This window comes from Leuconostoc gelidum subsp. gelidum KCTC 3527 (assembly GCF_000166715.1).
Classification (GTDB): domain Bacteria; phylum Bacillota; class Bacilli; order Lactobacillales; family Lactobacillaceae; genus Leuconostoc; species Leuconostoc gelidum.
The window spans coordinates 73,363-90,302 of the sequence record NZ_AEMI01000036.1 but is presented as its reverse complement, the minus strand read 5'-3'; the positions used below and the strand labels follow the sequence as shown (position 1 = coordinate 90,302).

The following is a 16,940-nucleotide window of genomic DNA, read 5'->3' as shown; positions in this document are numbered from 1 at the left end:
AAACAGTTTATGACTTAAACAACTTAAAACGGTCTTCATCCACTACAAACGTTTTATCGTCCGCTGGCGACTCAATGGAACCAAAAGGCATTTGTGCCCGTAAACGCCATGCTGATGGCACGTTAAAAATTTCTGCCACTTTTTCATCAATCAATGGATTATAATGTTGCAATGACGCACCAAGGCCAATCTCTGTTAGCGCCAGCCATGTCGCATATTCAGCAATACCATGTCCTTGTTCTGACCAGTCATAAAAATTTTCTGCATATAACGGCACATTTTCTTCAAAAGATTTAACAACAGACGTATCTGTAAAAAATAGAATAGTCCCATACCCAGTCTTAAATGCACTATTAAGCTTGGCAAGTGTATTATTATAGGCTGTCTTATCTGACACTTCTGTTTTTAAGCGATCCGCTGTTAATTGCCATAACTTTTCATGAAAGTCACCTGTTAGTAAAATTATACGTACAGTTTGATTATTAAATGCTGTCGGTGCATATTTAACAGCAGATTTCACAATTTCAAAAATCTCTTCTGGCGTTTGCGTTATTTTTTTACCCAAAGTGTATGTCGTTCGACGTTGTTTTTGTAAATCTGTAAATGTCATAATTATTTTTCTGTATGCTACCCACTATTTGACATATGAGTTAAATATTTGGTGTTACACAGGTTCTCTCCTTAAGTATACTTTTTTATTCAAATAAATTAATACACTTATCATAACAGCTTACTTTTAATAAGTAAATAGTAAATGGCGCTATGCTAACAATAATTGATATGCCCATCGTATACTACTATCACCGCCTTCATTAATGCGTATAATACCTTGTCTAGTAAAGCCATTGTCTCGTATAACAGCTTGCATCGCCATATTTTCAGGGTGCGTGTCAATTCTAAAATCAATCACCTGCTGCTCAAAAAAATAGGTTAAAATAGCTGTCATAAATCGCTGTGTCAATTTTTGTCCCCTATAGAGCGGTGACAATGCAAATCGATGAATAGACACATAGTCAGTCGCTTTGTTTAACCAATGACCAGATTCAATTTTTGTATAATTTGGCTCTTCTCCTGGTACAATTGCAGCGTAGCCAGCTACTTGATCCTCGGCAATAAGTACATAGCCATTTTTTTGATTTAAATCATTTAAAATAGTTTCTTGATTTGGATAACCCAATTGCCACTGATTAATCCCTTGCTGTTTAAGATAAAACCGTGCAGCCTCAATAATAGCAACGATAGCAACTAAATCGTTATTTTGCGCTTGACGCATATATACTAGCATATTCATATTTGATTACGACAACTGTAATCACTCCTTTATACAAATTATTTATTTTACCATACGCAAAAGCCGTTTTCAGAACAAAAATCTAACGCATTGCATTAACTGATACGCCATTTGAATTTCATTTTTTAAAATTACGCAATAACAATAATAATTTTTAATATTTTAAATGTGTACTCAAAGAAAAAAGTTTTAATGCATGATGCATCAAAACTTCCTCTTTTTACTTGATACGTTTGCCCCAGTACTGGAAATAATCGACACGCATTGCACCGTTATATAATTTACGGCGTTTTGTTGCCTTTTCGCCATAAGATGTTTCAAACTCCAAATCACTTGTCAAAATGTATTTACTCCAACTTGGCAGTTGACGATAAACATCCCCCATCTCTACGTATAGCTCTTGGGCTGCTTCTAACTCACCTAATCTTTCACCATATGGTGGGTTAGAAACTAGCACACCATTGACCTTATCAGTTTGCCAATCTTTAGCTGCTAAATGTGTGAAAACAATGTCTTTACTAAGACCCGCATGTTTTGCATTTTCAATCGCAATTTCAATCATATTTTCATCGTTATCAAACGCTTCTATATCAAGATCACGATCATAATCCGCTTGTGCCTCAGCTTCATCACGAACTGTTTCAGATAATGATTTGTCAAACCAATCCATTTGTTCAACGTCAAAATCACGAATTAATCCAGGTGCAATATTTCGACCAATCAAAGCTGCTTCAATAGCAATCGTACCAGAACCAGTCGTTGGATCTACAAAAGGTCTGTCCGGATGCCAATTAGTTAATAAAACCAATGCAGCTGCAAAGTTTTCTTTTAATGGTGCACCACCTTTATTAACACGGTACCCACGTTTGAACAATGAGGGTCCAGTTGTATCAAGTGTAATAATCACATGATCTTTATCAATCATAACTTCTAACTGCGCAAAATAACCGTTTTCAGGCAAGCGTGTATGAATATGATAGGCATCCTGCAAGCGACTAACAATCGCTTTTTTTGTAATTGCTTGGACATCAGGTACACTAAACAATTCTGATTTCTTTGATCGACCAGCAACTGGAAATTCTGAATCGTAATTTAAATATTCTTCCCAAGGTAATGCTTTCACACCCTCAAACAGATCATCAAATGTTGTTGCTTCAAATTCACCAACAATAATTTTAATGCGATCTGCAGTACGTAACCACACATTCGTATTCAAAATATCTCGGGCCGTTCCATCAAACCGGACACGGTAATTTTCAACTTGATGTTCATAATTCAAACGTTCAAGTTCTTTCCCAACAAGCGACTCAAGTCCCGCTGCTGCTGTTGCCATTAAATGATATGTTTTTTCCATTAGTTTTCCTTTATAATAATATTTAGTAAAACATTGTTTAATTAATCTATATTCTAATATGGTGGTTTATATGAAATTAATAGACTTCGAAAATCTAACGCAATATATGTCACCAAAAAGTTTGTTGTTTTATCAAGAAGCTGATACAAATTTGGCATTCTCACAAATACGCTACATTCCTAATTCCCCCAACTTACAAATCGTTACCGGGGGAAAGCCAATGACACTCTCTCAACTAACCGCACGTTTACATGATATGAGTGGTGAAACCCAATTGTTATCTACCAAGCAACAACCCATTTTTGGATTTCATTTGTCCTTAAATGATACTGTCCCTCATATTATATTAAAATAAATTGTCGTAGGTGTAGGTTACACCTCGTCTTTTTTGCTTGGCAATTTGAGCTTGTGCGGGTGTCTTAATACTGTCACGTTGCCAGTTGACTAATATTGTTTCAATATATCTTAAACTACGCGCATTATTAGCAACAGCCTCTTGTATCGCTAGTAACATCAAATCAGGTTCAAAATGATCTTGATCAAACCAATGACTAATTGTTTGCATTTCCATTGGTGTTAACGGTCGACCAAATTCTGCTTCTATTGTTTGAAATATTTCTCTTCGTGCTGACTTACCGTCAGAAATAATAGGTTTCTCAGAGACCTGTTTTCCTTGTAACAATTTTTCAATCATCGGCGTGAAATCATAGGTTTCAACTTGCTTGGTTGCAGACGCAATAATCATCAATTCACGCGTAATTAAACTTTTAAGACGTGCAACAATAACACTTTCAGTCAAATGTAAAACGCGAGCTAAAGTAGTTGGATTTGCTGAATCTCCTTGATTTTGAATACGTGTCACTTGTAAATAAATAGCTAAATCATCATTATCCATGCCAATTTCTTGATAGTGTAGTAATAAATCATTACTAATGCTTAATTGACCTGCATGAATATATTGTTGTAAACGCTTATCTAACGCCATATTCCTACCACTTTCACTCTGTTGCGATATCGTTTTAAAAACGTCCAAGCCTTACCTGGACGTTTTTCCATCTTATTATAGTCTAACATGTTTTTTAAATAATCGTTTCAAAAAGACAGTTTTAAAATTTTAAGTTAAGGTCGCAAACGATTAGTCATACGAGGAAATGGAATTGCTTCACGAATATGTTCTTCACCAGTCACAAACGTTACCAACCGTTCCAAACCAAGACCAAATCCCGCATGTGGTACGGAACCATATTGGCGCAAATCTAGATACCAACCGTATTCTTCAAGACTCAACCCTTCTTCTTCGATCCGTTGCTTCAGGTAGTCATAGTCCGTGTCACGCTCTGAACCACCAATAATTTCCCCATAGCCCTCTGGTGCCAACAAATCTGCCGACACAACAACGTCTTCACGTGTAGCATGACGTTTCATGTAAAATGCCTTAATTGCTTTAGGGAAGTTCACAATAAATACTGGTTTAGCAAAATGATTGGCTAAAAACGTTTCTTCAGGTGAACCAAAGTCAACACCCCATTCAACATCAAATCCATTATCTTGTAGTAACTTTATCGCATCATCATAGCTCACACGTGGATAAGGTAATTCAGTATATGATTGAAGTAGGCCTTTATCACGTTCTAAAATATCTAATTCCTGCTCATTTTTCTCCAAAACTTTTGAAATTAGAAATGAAATATAACGTTCTTGAATAACCAAACTTTCTTCTTGATGCATGAAAGCCATCTCTGGTTCAATCATCCAAAACTCTGTCAAATGACGACGTGTTTTAGACTTTTCAGCACGAAATGTTGGTCCAAATGTAAAGACTTTACCAAATGCCATCGCCCCTGCTTCAGCATATAACTGCCCAGTTTGTGACAAAAACGCAGGTTCTCCAAAATAGTCGGTTTCAAATAGGTCAGTAGTACCTTCAGGAGCTGATCCAGTCAACAAAGGAGAATCTAATTTTGTAAATCCTTCATTATTGAAAAATTCATAAGTTGCTGCAATTAGTGTGTTACGTATTTTTAATGTCGCAAAAGGCTTTAAATGACGTAAATACAAGTGCCGTTCATCAAACAAAAAATCTGTGCCATGTTCTTTTGGTGTAATCGGATAATCATGGCTTTCACCAATGATCTCAATGTTTGAAACAGCCATTTCATAGCCAAATGAAGACCGTGCATCTTCATGAATTTTACCAGTCACATATAGGCTTGTTTCTTGTTTCAAATTCTTCGCTAATTCAAAAAGTGCTTCTGAAATATCTGCCTTTACAACCACAGCTTGAAAGAAAGCAGAACCATCACGCAACTGCAAAAAAGCCAATTTTCCTGACCCGCGTTTTTGACGTAACCAAGCGCCAATCTTAACTGTTTGACCGACATAATTTTTAGCGTCAATTATTTGTATTGTGGGAATTTCTTGTACCATGGATATATCTTTTACATGTCTACAAGAATTAAAATAATCAGTTGATCTCATATGACCATGTCAGTCACACATCATCCAAAATTACTTAACAATTGCAGACACATTTCTCCTAATTTTTAATTAAATATATTGTTGAAAAAACACAGTCAATCGTCTTACTGCTTCGTTTAGTACTTCTTGCTCTTTGGCATAGCCCATACGTAAATAGCCTGCCATACCAAAACCTTCACCAGAGGGCATGGCAACGTGTGCTTCTTCTAAAATTTTCATTGATAATTCACTTGTGTTAGCTACACCCGCAGCTAACAATATTTCCGCTGATACTTTTGGAAACAAATAAAACGCGCCTTGTGGCTTAGTAGACACCTGTAAACCAGGCACAGTATTTAATAAATTAAACGTTGTATTCAATCTTTTTTCAAAGGCTAAGCGCATTGTTTCAACACTACTTTGATTGCCATTTAGTGCAGCGATTGCTGCATATTGTGCGACCGCCGTGGGATTTGATGTTATATGATCAAGCAGCTTATTCATGACAGTGATGATTTCAGAAGAAGCCAAAGTCCACCCAATACGCCATCCTGTCATCGCATAAGCTTTTGAAACACCATCAACAATAATCATACGACTATTTTCAAGTGTTTTAATTTGTAACCCTGAGGTGAATACCGCACCATTATAAACAAGTTGACCATAAATTTCGTCTAAAATAATATATGTATCATGTTTTTTAGCCCAATCTAATAGTTCTACCAATTCTTGACGTGAATAAACCTGGCCAGTCGGGTTTGTTGGTGAATTGACAATAATTAACTTGACATGGTCGGCTAATTTTTCTAGATCATCAACGGTTAGTTTTAGTTCATCATTCTTTGGCTGAATAGTTCGTACTATCCCACCCGCTAGTTTAATTTGTTCAATATAACTTACCCATAACGGTGCCGCTGCAACAACAATATCATTTGGGTTTAAAAGTGTTTGCATTAAGACATATAATGATAATTTAGCACCTGTTGTCACCGTAACATTTTTCAATTCAATACTAGCTTGATAGCGTTGCGCAACCTGATTAACAATGGCCTGTTTTAATTCTTTCACCCCACTAGTTGGCGTATAAAAACTAGTTTTATTTGATTCAATAGCTGAAATTGCTGCTTCTGCAATATATTTTGGCGTTTGAAAATCAGATTCACCAACACCTAGGTTGATAACATCAATGCCCTCTGCTTGCATATCTTTAGCTAATTTGCTCATTGCTAACGTTGCTGCAGGTTGAACCGCCTTCGCTTTTTCTGAAATCATTTTTTCTCCTTAAAATTCTTCTCTAGAGACCATTAATAACACGATAGGACTTCCCTGTTTTGAAATCCAAGGTGACATAATTCAAAGCATTATTTTGCCCCTTATAGCTCACTTCCCAAACTAATGTTTGTTTATACTCACTAATATTGGCCGAATAGATTTTTTTAGGTTTGTAGTTTGTTAAAATTAATTGACGTAATTGCTTATCTGTTAAGCCATCACTACGATTATACGTTTTAGCATGACTCATTTTGCTATTAACAATAGCAATTTTTTCTTGACCAGAAGCTGTTGTCCCAATAATCGCGTAAGTCGTTTTCTGACGATGGTCCACACTTATTTGTTGTACAGTAGCGATATTTGTTTCTTTTTTTACAAAACGTTGTAAACGTACCTCGTCATTTCGCATAGGGGATAGTGAAACATAAAAATAACCTAATCCTAAAGCACACAACAAGATACCAACGCCCACTATAATGAACCAAAAATGCGCCCAGTGAACATGTTTTTGACGATGACGGATCCGAATATCATCTTTAAATTGCATCATAATGTCATTTCCCCCAACATACTCACTAATATTATATCAAACATCTTTTAAAATTTGGCTATACTGTTGTATTAAATTATTCTTGACATCAAAATGAGGCACAATTTTAATTTGAGCTTTAAAACGATTGCGTTGCATGGCATTTAATTGCGTAATAAGTAATGGCGCCTGATGTTTTTGCATTTGCGTCAAAACTAAGGCTAACCGTGATACCGGTTGCCACACCAAACGCTCTGGTACAATAACTACAGCTGGTACTTCTTGATCACGTAGCCACATAGTGCTAAATATTTTAGCTGTTACAATGACAATGTTAGCCTGTTCAGGATGACTTTGTCGTTGTATTTTTTCCAAAGATCCTGTAACGCTCTCAGCAACAATACTATACTGCGTTGTTACTGTACGTTTTATTTTTTGGTACCAATGATTTACGCGTTCAATATCTGGCAAAATGAGCAGTATTTCACCAACATTTTGTTGTGTAATTGCTTGTAAGTGTACAATTGGCGAAGATTTTTGCATTTGTATAATACGAACTGGTATTGCCTTGTTATGAATGAAATCACGTTCCGCTGTGATATTTTTTGGCGCATCACGTAGAAATTCACTTACCTGATTGTCTAAATATTCACTCACAATTAACAATTTGTGGATGTGAACAATAAATTTTTCTTGATAGATACGTCTATCTAGCACATCAAAAGATACAACAACTTGTTGCTGCTCATTAATATTTTGAATTTCAACACTACTGATAACATCAGATTGTTGCTGTAATCGTTTTACTTTAATTAATTGCCCTTTTCCTTGGATTAGTTCAGACGGTACTTGCGTGCCGCCAATTTTAATAATGTCTGTTAAATGAGCCATAATTGTTAATAATCGTTCGATACGCTTTAAATTAGGTACCTTACTGTCTGCATGATTAATTTGCTTAATTAATTTAAACGATTCACTCAAACTCTGTTTAATAAACACACGCTGTTTATGTGATAAGCCAACAATCTCTTGATGACTTAAATTTTTCAACACATTTTGAACTTGCGTCAAATTTAAATCTACATGAAAATAATTTTGTAAATTAGTCACAAATTGGCTTGGTGTTTCCATCACGACAACTGGCCACTTTTCAATTTTCCGAGTCGCTCGTAAGTATTGTTCCTGATTAAAATACGATTCAAAATTCATAATGATGACATCCGAAACGTTTGCATTAGCCTGAGCTTGTTTAAAATACTGACTCTCCGTGTCCCCTTGAATATCTGAGAGCATATCAATATTTTGTGTACCAACTTGTATTTCACGTAATAAACCTGTTTTAGTCTGTGTTAGCCAAACAAGTATCCGTGCCTTAAAAAACTGTGTTTGACTTGCATCCGTTGATATATTCAAAACATCAACAAATCGATTAAGATCAATATACTCTGCTGGATCATATAAAATAGCCGTGTTTAACTTAATATCCAAAAGCTTTGTTAGTTTTTGCACCAATGCCAATTGTTGGCTTTGAAGACTACTATCGTTGGTCAATAGAACAACTGGTCTAGATTTTTCATCTAATAGTAATGGCACAAGATAGCCTAGTGTTTTACCAATTTTTGGTGCTGTTAGTACTGTTAAAATACCATCAGATCTTTTCACTATGAATTCATTAACACGATTCATTAAACTATTTTGTGCATCATTTGCAGTTAACCAATGGCCAAATACATATGCTTTTTCCTGAGTTGATGTTGGGTAATTAGGAAAATTTTGTTGACTAGAAGATACAGTAGCCTGTAATGGTTGCCTAATCGCAACATTTTTTAACAACTTAATATCTTCTCGCTGACCTTTTGCTTTGATTAATTTCAGAAAAGTTTGTGTCTGCCTCAAAAACGGCCACTGACCATCTTGAAGTTGCTTCAAAACGATAACAGGTAGTTGTTCAGCTCGTTGCCATAATTTCAAAAACAAGAGCGCTGTGGCATGTGCATCAGCATTTGCACGATGCGCATTGTTCAGTGTAATATCTAGATAGGTTGTCAAATCTAATAACCGATATCCAGGCGCCGTTGGTAACAAAATTTGTGCCAGTTGCACAGTATCAATTGCAGAGGCAGTCAGTTCAGGAAAACCTGTTCGTTTAAATTCATCATTTAAATAAGGGTAGTCAAAATTAACGTTATGCGCGATAATAATTGTATTATTTAATAAATTTTGTAGCATTGGTGCTAATTCTTCAAAATAAGGAGCATTTTTAACATCTTTTTGAGCGATATGTGTTAATTGTTGGATGTTGCGATCGATTAATTGGCCAGGATTAACGAAAGATTCAAAATGATCAACTATCTGACGTTGCTTAATAAAAGTCATACCAATTTGTATAATACGGCCACCTCTAGTGACACTCTGCCCCGTTGTTTCCAGATCGACAACTACAAAGGTTTCGTTGGCGTTCATAACAAACACCTTTCTGTGATTTATTTTTGAATTACGTTGTTAACTTTACCTTAAACATTAAATTTACGACAAACTTAACAACGTAATTCTCTTATTATTTTACACTATTTAACGCGATGCGGTACAATAGTATAGGATATTTGGAGAAAAAACATGATTAATCAAATGATCGGCGTTGGGATTGCCCACGCTAAAATAATTTTAATTGGCGAACATGCTGTTGTGTATGGCCAACCAGCTATCGCAATTCCATTAACAAACTTAACTGTTACGACGACCATACGTCCCGCTTTTCGAGCACAGACCATTGAAAGCAGCACATTTCATGGCGATTTAGACGAACTTGGTGCTAATGTTGAAGGTTTGCGTCAATTAATTTTGCGTCTGCTAACTAAATTCAAACTAACTGATGTCCCATTTACACTTGCAATTGACACAAATATTCCTCAAGAGCGTGGATTTGGTGCCTCAGCGGCTTTTGCCACTTCAATCACTAAAGCTTTTTTTGATTTTGTTGACGTGCCACTACTTACCGAAGAATTAAAATATTTCACCGATATTGAGGAAACAATTTCTCATGGTTCAGCATCTGGATTAGATGCAGCTACTGTTGGTTCAAACGATCCAATTTGGTTTGTAAAGCATCAAGAGTTAACACCTTTTACCCTGTCGCTTACAGGCACCTTAGTCGTTGCTGATACAGGCATACATGGTCAGACAATGCATGCTATTAATATTGTTAAAAGTCAGCTTGACGTCGATTACGAACTCACTTGGCAAAAAATTGTACATCTTGGTCAAATAGCAACTAAAGTGCGCACTGATTTGACTAGCAATAATCCAGAGCATGCAGGATTATTATTTACAGCTGCTCATCATGAACTGCAATCATTGGGTATCTCTCATCCAAAACTAGATAACCTTGTTAATGCTGCCATTCACGCCGGTGCATTGGGCGCTAAATTAACTGGGGCTGGCATAGGTGGTGCGATGTTTGCTTTAGCTAGAAATAATGACGATGCCATTACAATCGCTAACGCGTTAACCAAATCTGGGGCACAAAACACTTGGATTCAACCATTATGAATACTGTTATAACTAATAAATGACGCCACGGAAGTTGGATTAGATCTAACTTCCGTGGCGTCATTTATTAAAAAAAGGCACGTCAGACTATTCCAGTCAAAACACCAATTAATTTTGGGCACCTTTATCGCCATTTGCACCTTCTTCTATCCCGGGATTCCACCAGTTAACACGTGCATTCGTATGACGTACATTCAAATTAAATTCACTGACATATTTCGCAGGTGCCTGAGCCCAAGTATATGTTTTTTGCAATTTTGCATGTGTAATAATACGGTATTGCGTTGATGGAAACAAACAGCTGATAATAGTTAATTCAACATTTTTTGTCGGATTTAAAATCGATACCTCTGTTGCTGAAACTGTTGACTGTCCAGAAATGATATATCGGTAAATACCTTTTTGGTTAGCTAGCAAAACATCTTGACCATTTAACCATGACGAACCTTTCAACTGACCGTTGACTAAATATGGTTCATTACGATTTGTTGATTCTTGTAGTGCACTAAATCCAGTATGACCATCATTAAAATTATGTGCTGCCAATCCGTAATTACTATGACCCATGACTGGTTTTTCTTGACCAGTCGGATCAACTTCTGAACGATTAGCGTAATCAGCTCCTGCATTTAAACCTTTATCAGAATAGGCATCATTATAAATTGGCAATAAAATATTTTGACTCGGAATAGAAACAAATCCTTGTTTTTCTAAGCCTTTCGCTGCATTACGCATAACCATTTGAGAAATCACAGATCGCTTTGTATGATCGTTTGTACTTTTTTTGTTAAGTATTGTACGTTCACGCTTTTGAAAATACTTGCGGGTTATATCATTGATGCCAAATATATTGCTCTGATAAGCATATAGTCCACCGATTGCCACCACTGTGACAATGCACGCAGCTATAATACTATTATAAAACGAAAAATTATGCAGTTTCCGCCTATAGTTCACAATCAACTGACCAAGAATAAAGATAACAAACGTAGCCAAAAAAACGAGTCCAAATAAAATTATTTGGCTCTCATTTTGTGAAGGTAGAATTGATGCTTTAAGTAGTATGATTGAAATCACATTGCGTCCTTGTCATTTTTAATTATGATTTGTATATCAGAATCCGTCCACTAATTAACGATTCATTTTGTAAAACGCGTTAATATTGCATTTAAATAACTTTATTTTTCTAAAATATTTTGAATGCGCTCAAGCTCATCATCACTAAACAACATATTATCACTAAATGATAAATTATCCAATAAATGGTCAATCTTGCTAGCACCAATTACAACACTCGGCACACGATCATCTTTTAATAACCAAGCAAGTGCCATTTGTGACAATTTTTGACCACGTGCCATTGCAATTGTATTTAACGCATTTAATTTGGCAATCAATGCTGTTTTTCCTGATTCAAATAAAAATTCATTTGTTCGATGAATTGGATAGTCATTTGGTATATCAGCCAAATAACGATCCGTCAGTAATCCTTCTGCCAACGGTCCATAAGCAATTAAGCCAGCATGGTTCTTATCTAGTACTTCAAGTAATCCATCTTTTTCAGCAGTACGATTCAACATGTTATATGATACTTGATTTCCTATAAATGGAGTGCCTAACTTATTAAATATTTTGGCAATAGCCTCAGTTTGCTCTGCCGTATAATTTGACACACCGATATACAACGCTTTGCCTTGCTTAACTAACAAATCTAAAGCCAACGCTGTTTCTTCTAATCGTGTGTTCGGATCCCATCGGTGTGCATAAAAAATGTCGACATAATCAAGACCCATACGTTGTAGACTGAGATCTAATGCAGCAGTCAGTGTTTTCTTGCCAGAAAATTCACCTAACGGTCCCGGCCACATATGATAACCAGCTTTAGTTGTTATGATTAGTTCATCGCGATATGGCTTTAAATCACTTCGAAAAACTTGCCCAAACGTTTCTTCAGCTGTCCCATTACTTGGCCCATAATTAGAGGCATTATCGAAACTAAAAATCCCATTATCAAAGGCTTTTAAGATAACTTTTTTAGAATTATCAAGTGGCATTTGGTCGCCCAAATTACGCCACAATCCAAAAGACACGGCCGGTAAAATCAGTCCAGAATCACTTACCCGACGATAGGGTAACTTCTCATAACGTTGTTCGTCTGCTGCATAAACCATGGTTAAAGTCCTCTCAAAATATGCTCAGCAATTTGCTTATGTTCGCTACTTAATGGATGTACTTTTAGATTTGGCACTATCCAATTATCTGTTGCCATAATTATAAAATTATCAAATCGTTTTACTTCTGTCTGATAAATATCTTTAAATGCACCGTTAAAAGGTATCATCAAAATTATTTTAGCAGAATGAAAGCGTTTTATCAATTCTAATAAATAAATTCGTAAGCCAAATGTGAAAGATTCTGGTGTTGCATCATAATTAAAATCATTAGTTCCGTAGTTCACAATAACAAGATCTGTTAAGACACGTTGACGTTCAATGTTGTCAGCCACTTGCCACAAAGCAGAAATTGCCGTAGGATCTTGAAATGGTGCACTTGCTGTTAATCCCGTGCCACCATAGGCGATGCGGTTGAGTGGCTTCCCCAATGCTTCAGCAACTAATAAAGGATAACTCAACTCTGGGTGATTACCATCTAGAGCCATTTCCTCCCCAGCTGTAATTGAATCCCCAACAAATGTTACATAGGGTTCATCATACAAAACTGGTGCTACCTGACCACTATCAATCAACATGGTAGATAAGATAATTTTCTGCTGCCACAACGCCATGCTGCTAGAATCAACTGAACGTAACATGATTCGTATATGCGCTAGTTTGGTTGGTATTGTCAATACTAATTGCTGTTCTACTAAAGGTAACGTTCGCCACGCTTCTTCATTCATTTTTACAGCGAAAGATACTCTCTGACCACTTGTTTTAAAATTTAATTGTATTTTCGCAACACCGATAGTTTTCAATTCGATGCATGCTCCAAATTGCGTAGTTACAAACGTTTCACCAAAAATACTCCACTCTGGTGAAACGAGTGGCTTAATATTAATGTTTTTCATAACATCACATCCAAGTTATCTGGGCTCTTCATAATATCTTCTATGCTTTCAAATGCATTAACGCGACGAATAGTTTCCGCAAATGGTGATGCCACAGATATTTGTATTAATTTACCAAACTGCTTGGCGACTGGAACTTCAATAGTATTTGTTATAATTACTTGTTGAATGGCTGATTCAATAAGTCTGTTAGTCGCTTGATCTGAAAAGACAGCATGTGGCGCAACAGCGTAAATTTTTGTAACACCTGCAGCAACTAAAGCCTCACTGGCTACTACCATGCTCGTTCCAGTATCAATAATATCATCCACCAATATGGCTCTTTTACCAATAACATTACCTGTCACAGCATACGACTTATTAGATGCTAAGTTATCAACACGACGATCAACAACTGCCCACTCTGCGTGCAATAATTCCGCAAATTTACGCGCACGACCAACACTAGAATGATCAGGTGCAACGACAACGAGATCATCTCCTAATAAATCATTTTCATAAAAATAGTGCCCCAATGCAGGCATAGAAAGTAAATGATCCACTGGTATATCAAAGAAACCCTGCACTTGATCTGCATGAAGATCCATTGTTATAACACGCTTTACACCCTGAGACTCTAACATATTAGCAATTAATCGAGCTGAAATAGGTTCCCGTGAACGTGCCTTGCGATCTGCACGTGCATATCCAAAATAAGGTAACACAACATTGATCGTGTTTGCTGACGCACGTCTCGCTGCGTCAATAAAAATCATCAATTTCATAAAATTATCATTCACTGGATCTGAAATACCTTGAATGACATATAAATCACGTCCTCGCACAGTTTGTTCAATACGTTCGTAGATTTCATTGTCAGCAAACTGTCGCGTATCTATTGCAGATAACTTGGTCCCTAAAATTTTAGCAATTTCATTGCCTAATTTTGGATTGCTGCCAAGGCTAAATATTTGATATTCAGGGGTCGTCATGATTTATACTCCATTTATTTTCTCACTTTATTATAACAGGCCATGTTTTAATTTGGCATAAAATCATATGGTGTGACACCATTTAATCCAATTAAGGGCTCAATTGTATCTGAATGAATCATTTCAAATGTTAATACTTTTTTTAAAATGACGCGTTCTGTTTTTTTGTCATGACTATTTTTAAGTTGACTGACTGCTTCATCTTTCAATCGCTCTTTTAGAAAAGTTGCTCGAAATGCGACTGCAGTCTGAGCAGCACGACTAAATGCTTCATATTCACCAACCAAAATTAAGGCTTCTTTTGCGCGTGTAATACCTGTGTAGAGTAAGTTTCTATTGAGCATCAGTCCAAATCGTGTGGTCAGCGCAACAATTACAAGTTTGAACTCATTTCCTTGTGCCTTATGTACCGTGGTTGCGTAAGCAAGTGATAATTGATTTAAATTTTTCTTAGGATAAAATAATTCTTTACCGTCAAAATCAACCAGTAATCGATCCTCATGATCATCATTACTTTTATCATTTTTATATTGCACAGCAATAATTTTACCCATATCCCCATTATACACGTCACGCTCACTATCATTTTCTAATTGCAAAATTTTATCTCCTTTACGGAAGATTGTTGTACCAAATTGCAATGATTTTTGAGCTGGCTTGATTGGATTAAACAATTCTTGCGCCATTGTATTCAATGCATTCACACCAGCAGTTGTTTTATAAATGGGCGTCAGAATTTGTAAATCATCCTGAGTATATCCTTTTTTTATAGCAGCTTGGACCACTTGTTTAATTGCCAAATCAGTTTGATCATGTGACACCATAAACGTTGATCTATCACGTTGATTTTGCATAAAATCTTCCGGTAATTGGCCATTTTTGATATGTTGCGCTAACTTGGTAATACTACTTCCTCGACCTTGTCGATAAATTGTATCAAGCTCCACATGCGTAATTTTTTCGCTACCAACCAAATCTGCTAATACATTACCAGGTCCAACTGAAGGTAATTGATCTGAATCACCAACAATAATTAGTTTCATGCCATTTGGTACTGCGGCAAGTAGTTTAGCCGTTAATTCAATATCCAGCATCGATGCTTCATCAATAATGAGCAGACCGCCTGAAATCGGATTGTCTGCTGTAAACTCTGGTTCGCCTAAATCAGCAATGCCAAGTAAACGGTGTATTGTTGTTGCATCATATCCAGTTACCTCAGTCATACGTTTAGCTGCTCGACCAGTTGGCGATGCCATTTTAACTGAATACATTTTCAAAAAATCCTGTGCCTGATCCGAATATTTAGCACGGCTTTGAAGGATTTTTTGCCATGTTGCAACAATTGAACGTACGATGGTTGTCTTCCCTGTTCCAGGCCCACCAGTCAGTAAAAATACCTGCGCGTTTAATCCTGCTTTAACTGCTGCAATTTGTGTCCTATCCAGCTCTAATTGACCCGGCGTGATAAAAGCCGCATCGATATCTTCAACTGACATCTCAAATGGTTGATTTGCCTGCAATAAACGTTTCAAGTCATGAGCTACTTGTGTTTCCGCATCATATAAAGCTGCTGCATATAATTTATCGTCATCAGTCACTAGAACATGGGTTGCCAATAATTTGGTAATTGCTTGATCTAAATCATCCTCTAGTGCCTCATCACGCAATAATTGTGCCGTTGATTGCAACAACTGTTGACGCGTTAAATATGTATGCCCATATTGAAAACTAACAGTCATTATCGCAGCATAGACTGCTGCCTGTAGCCGTCTATCATCCAACTGATCAATGCCAGATTTTTGTCCAATCTGATCTGCAGTTTTAAACGATATACCATCGAACTCAAACACTAAACGATAAGGATCTTGAATCAAAATATCCTGTGCTTCACTACCATATTGATCATACAGTCGCCCAGCAATATCTGCACCAATGCCAAATCGGTTCCCAACTTGAAATAAGCGTTCTAAGCCTAAATTCAATTGCAAACTATGGACGAGTTTTTTTGCAGTAGCTTCCTTGATGATACCATCTAATACATGTACATCATCCAAAATTAAATTAACAGCATTTAAGCCCAAGTGATCAACAATTTTTTCAGCTGTTTTTTGACCAATACCTGAAAATTGCCCACTCACAAAATATTTGATGAGACCTTCTTCATCAGGAGGCAATTCATTTTCATAGCGCATGACTTTAAGTTGCTGTCCATATTTCGGGTGCCGCACAACATTACCATAAAAAGCGTATACACTGCCTTCTTGAACATCAGCAAATGTGCCAGTTGCAATAATTTCAGGTTCTTGCCAGCTTTCAAGCGTTGATTCTTCAATCAGAATGGACAAGATTTTAAAGTAGGAATCAGACGACGCAAATATAACATTTTGTAACGTACCAGTAATTTTTTCGAGTTGTTGTTCTTGATAAGCCATTTAATATTCTGTCCAGAT

General features: G+C 36.4%; 15 protein-coding genes. 2 read left to right on the top strand and 13 right to left on the bottom strand.

Annotated features, from left to right (window positions below):
- Positions 1 to 7: 7 nt before the first annotated feature.
- From EUI_RS0108255 to EUI_RS0108245, 3 genes are all read right to left on the bottom strand, one after another.
- Entirely contained in the window at positions 8 to 610 is a 603-nt protein-coding gene (locus tag EUI_RS0108255; RefSeq protein ID WP_010017394.1) for a nitroreductase family protein, read from the bottom strand.
- 150 nt (positions 611 to 760) lie between these two features.
- Entirely contained in the window at positions 761 to 1,291 is a 531-nt protein-coding gene (locus EUI_RS0108250) for a GNAT family N-acetyltransferase (RefSeq protein ID WP_224154474.1), read from the bottom strand.
- A 220-nt stretch (positions 1,292 to 1,511) separates the two neighbouring features.
- Positions 1,512 to 2,645, bottom strand: coding sequence for a THUMP domain-containing class I SAM-dependent RNA methyltransferase (locus tag EUI_RS0108245; RefSeq protein ID WP_010017392.1), 1,134 nt, complete (start codon positions 2,643 to 2,645; stop codon positions 1,512 to 1,514).
- A gap of 70 nt (positions 2,646 to 2,715) precedes the next feature.
- Here EUI_RS0108245 and EUI_RS0108240 point away from each other — a divergent pair, with 70 nt between their 5' ends.
- Entirely contained in the window at positions 2,716 to 3,000 is a 285-nt protein-coding gene (locus EUI_RS0108240) for a hypothetical protein (protein ID WP_010017390.1), read from the top strand.
- Here EUI_RS0108240 and EUI_RS0108235 read toward each other — a convergent pair.
- From EUI_RS0108235 to EUI_RS0108215, 5 genes are all read right to left on the bottom strand, one after another.
- Positions 2,992 to 3,630, bottom strand: coding sequence for a DnaD domain-containing protein (locus tag EUI_RS0108235; RefSeq protein ID WP_010017389.1), 639 nt, complete (start codon positions 3,628 to 3,630; stop codon positions 2,992 to 2,994). The two genes, EUI_RS0108240 and EUI_RS0108235, sit on opposite strands and share 9 nt — an antisense overlap.
- 134 nt (positions 3,631 to 3,764) lie before the next feature.
- Positions 3,765 to 5,072 carry an asparagine--tRNA ligase gene (asnS, locus tag EUI_RS0108230; protein WP_010017388.1) on the bottom strand — a complete coding sequence of 436 codons (1,308 nt, stop codon included), beginning with the start codon at positions 5,070 to 5,072 and terminating at the stop codon, positions 3,765 to 3,767.
- Between the two features lie 120 nt (positions 5,073 to 5,192).
- The gene (locus EUI_RS0108225) at positions 5,193 to 6,374 is read right to left on the bottom strand and encodes a pyridoxal phosphate-dependent aminotransferase (protein ID WP_010017387.1); all 1,182 of its coding nucleotides are present in this window, start codon (positions 6,372 to 6,374) and stop codon (positions 5,193 to 5,195) included.
- Between the two features lie 22 nt (positions 6,375 to 6,396).
- Positions 6,397 to 6,924 carry a cell wall elongation regulator TseB-like domain-containing protein gene (locus EUI_RS0108220; RefSeq protein ID WP_010017385.1) on the bottom strand — a complete coding sequence of 176 codons (528 nt, stop codon included), beginning with the start codon at positions 6,922 to 6,924 and terminating at the stop codon, positions 6,397 to 6,399.
- A gap of 36 nt (positions 6,925 to 6,960) precedes the next feature.
- Positions 6,961 to 9,366: an exonuclease domain-containing protein gene (locus EUI_RS0108215; protein WP_010017383.1), complete on the bottom strand. Its 2,406-nt coding sequence runs from the start codon at positions 9,364 to 9,366 to the stop codon at positions 6,961 to 6,963.
- Between the two features lie 153 nt (positions 9,367 to 9,519).
- Between EUI_RS0108215 and mvk the strand changes: the two genes are divergently transcribed.
- A complete protein-coding gene (gene mvk / locus EUI_RS0108210) occupies positions 9,520 to 10,452 on the top strand; it encodes a mevalonate kinase (RefSeq protein WP_010017382.1) in 933 nt (310 codons plus the stop codon).
- A gap of 108 nt (positions 10,453 to 10,560) precedes the next feature.
- Here the strand turns inward: mvk and EUI_RS0108205 are convergent, their stop codons facing one another.
- The 5 genes from EUI_RS0108205 to recD2 all read right to left on the bottom strand — a co-directional run bounded on the left by EUI_RS0108205 (position 10,561) and on the right by recD2 (position 16,922).
- Complete coding sequence (locus tag EUI_RS0108205) at positions 10,561 to 11,529, bottom strand: class A sortase (protein ID WP_010017381.1); 969 nt, start codon at positions 11,527 to 11,529, stop codon at positions 10,561 to 10,563.
- A 101-nt stretch (positions 11,530 to 11,630) separates the two neighbouring features.
- Positions 11,631 to 12,623, bottom strand: a complete 993-nt coding sequence (locus tag EUI_RS0108200; protein ID WP_010017380.1) for an aldo/keto reductase — start codon at positions 12,621 to 12,623, stop codon at positions 11,631 to 11,633.
- Positions 12,624 to 12,625: 2 nt separating this feature from the next.
- Positions 12,626 to 13,519 carry a GDSL-type esterase/lipase family protein gene (locus EUI_RS0108195; RefSeq protein ID WP_010017379.1) on the bottom strand — a complete coding sequence of 298 codons (894 nt, stop codon included), beginning with the start codon at positions 13,517 to 13,519 and terminating at the stop codon, positions 12,626 to 12,628.
- Positions 13,516 to 14,490, bottom strand: coding sequence for a ribose-phosphate diphosphokinase (locus EUI_RS0108190; protein WP_010017378.1), 975 nt, complete (start codon positions 14,488 to 14,490; stop codon positions 13,516 to 13,518). Before EUI_RS0108190 ends, EUI_RS0108195 begins: the two co-directional genes overlap by 4 nt.
- Positions 14,491 to 14,537: 47 nt before the next feature.
- Complete coding sequence (gene recD2, locus EUI_RS0108185; protein ID WP_010017376.1) at positions 14,538 to 16,922, bottom strand: SF1B family DNA helicase RecD2; 2,385 nt, start codon at positions 16,920 to 16,922, stop codon at positions 14,538 to 14,540.
- Between the last annotated feature and the right edge of the window lie 18 nt (positions 16,923 to 16,940).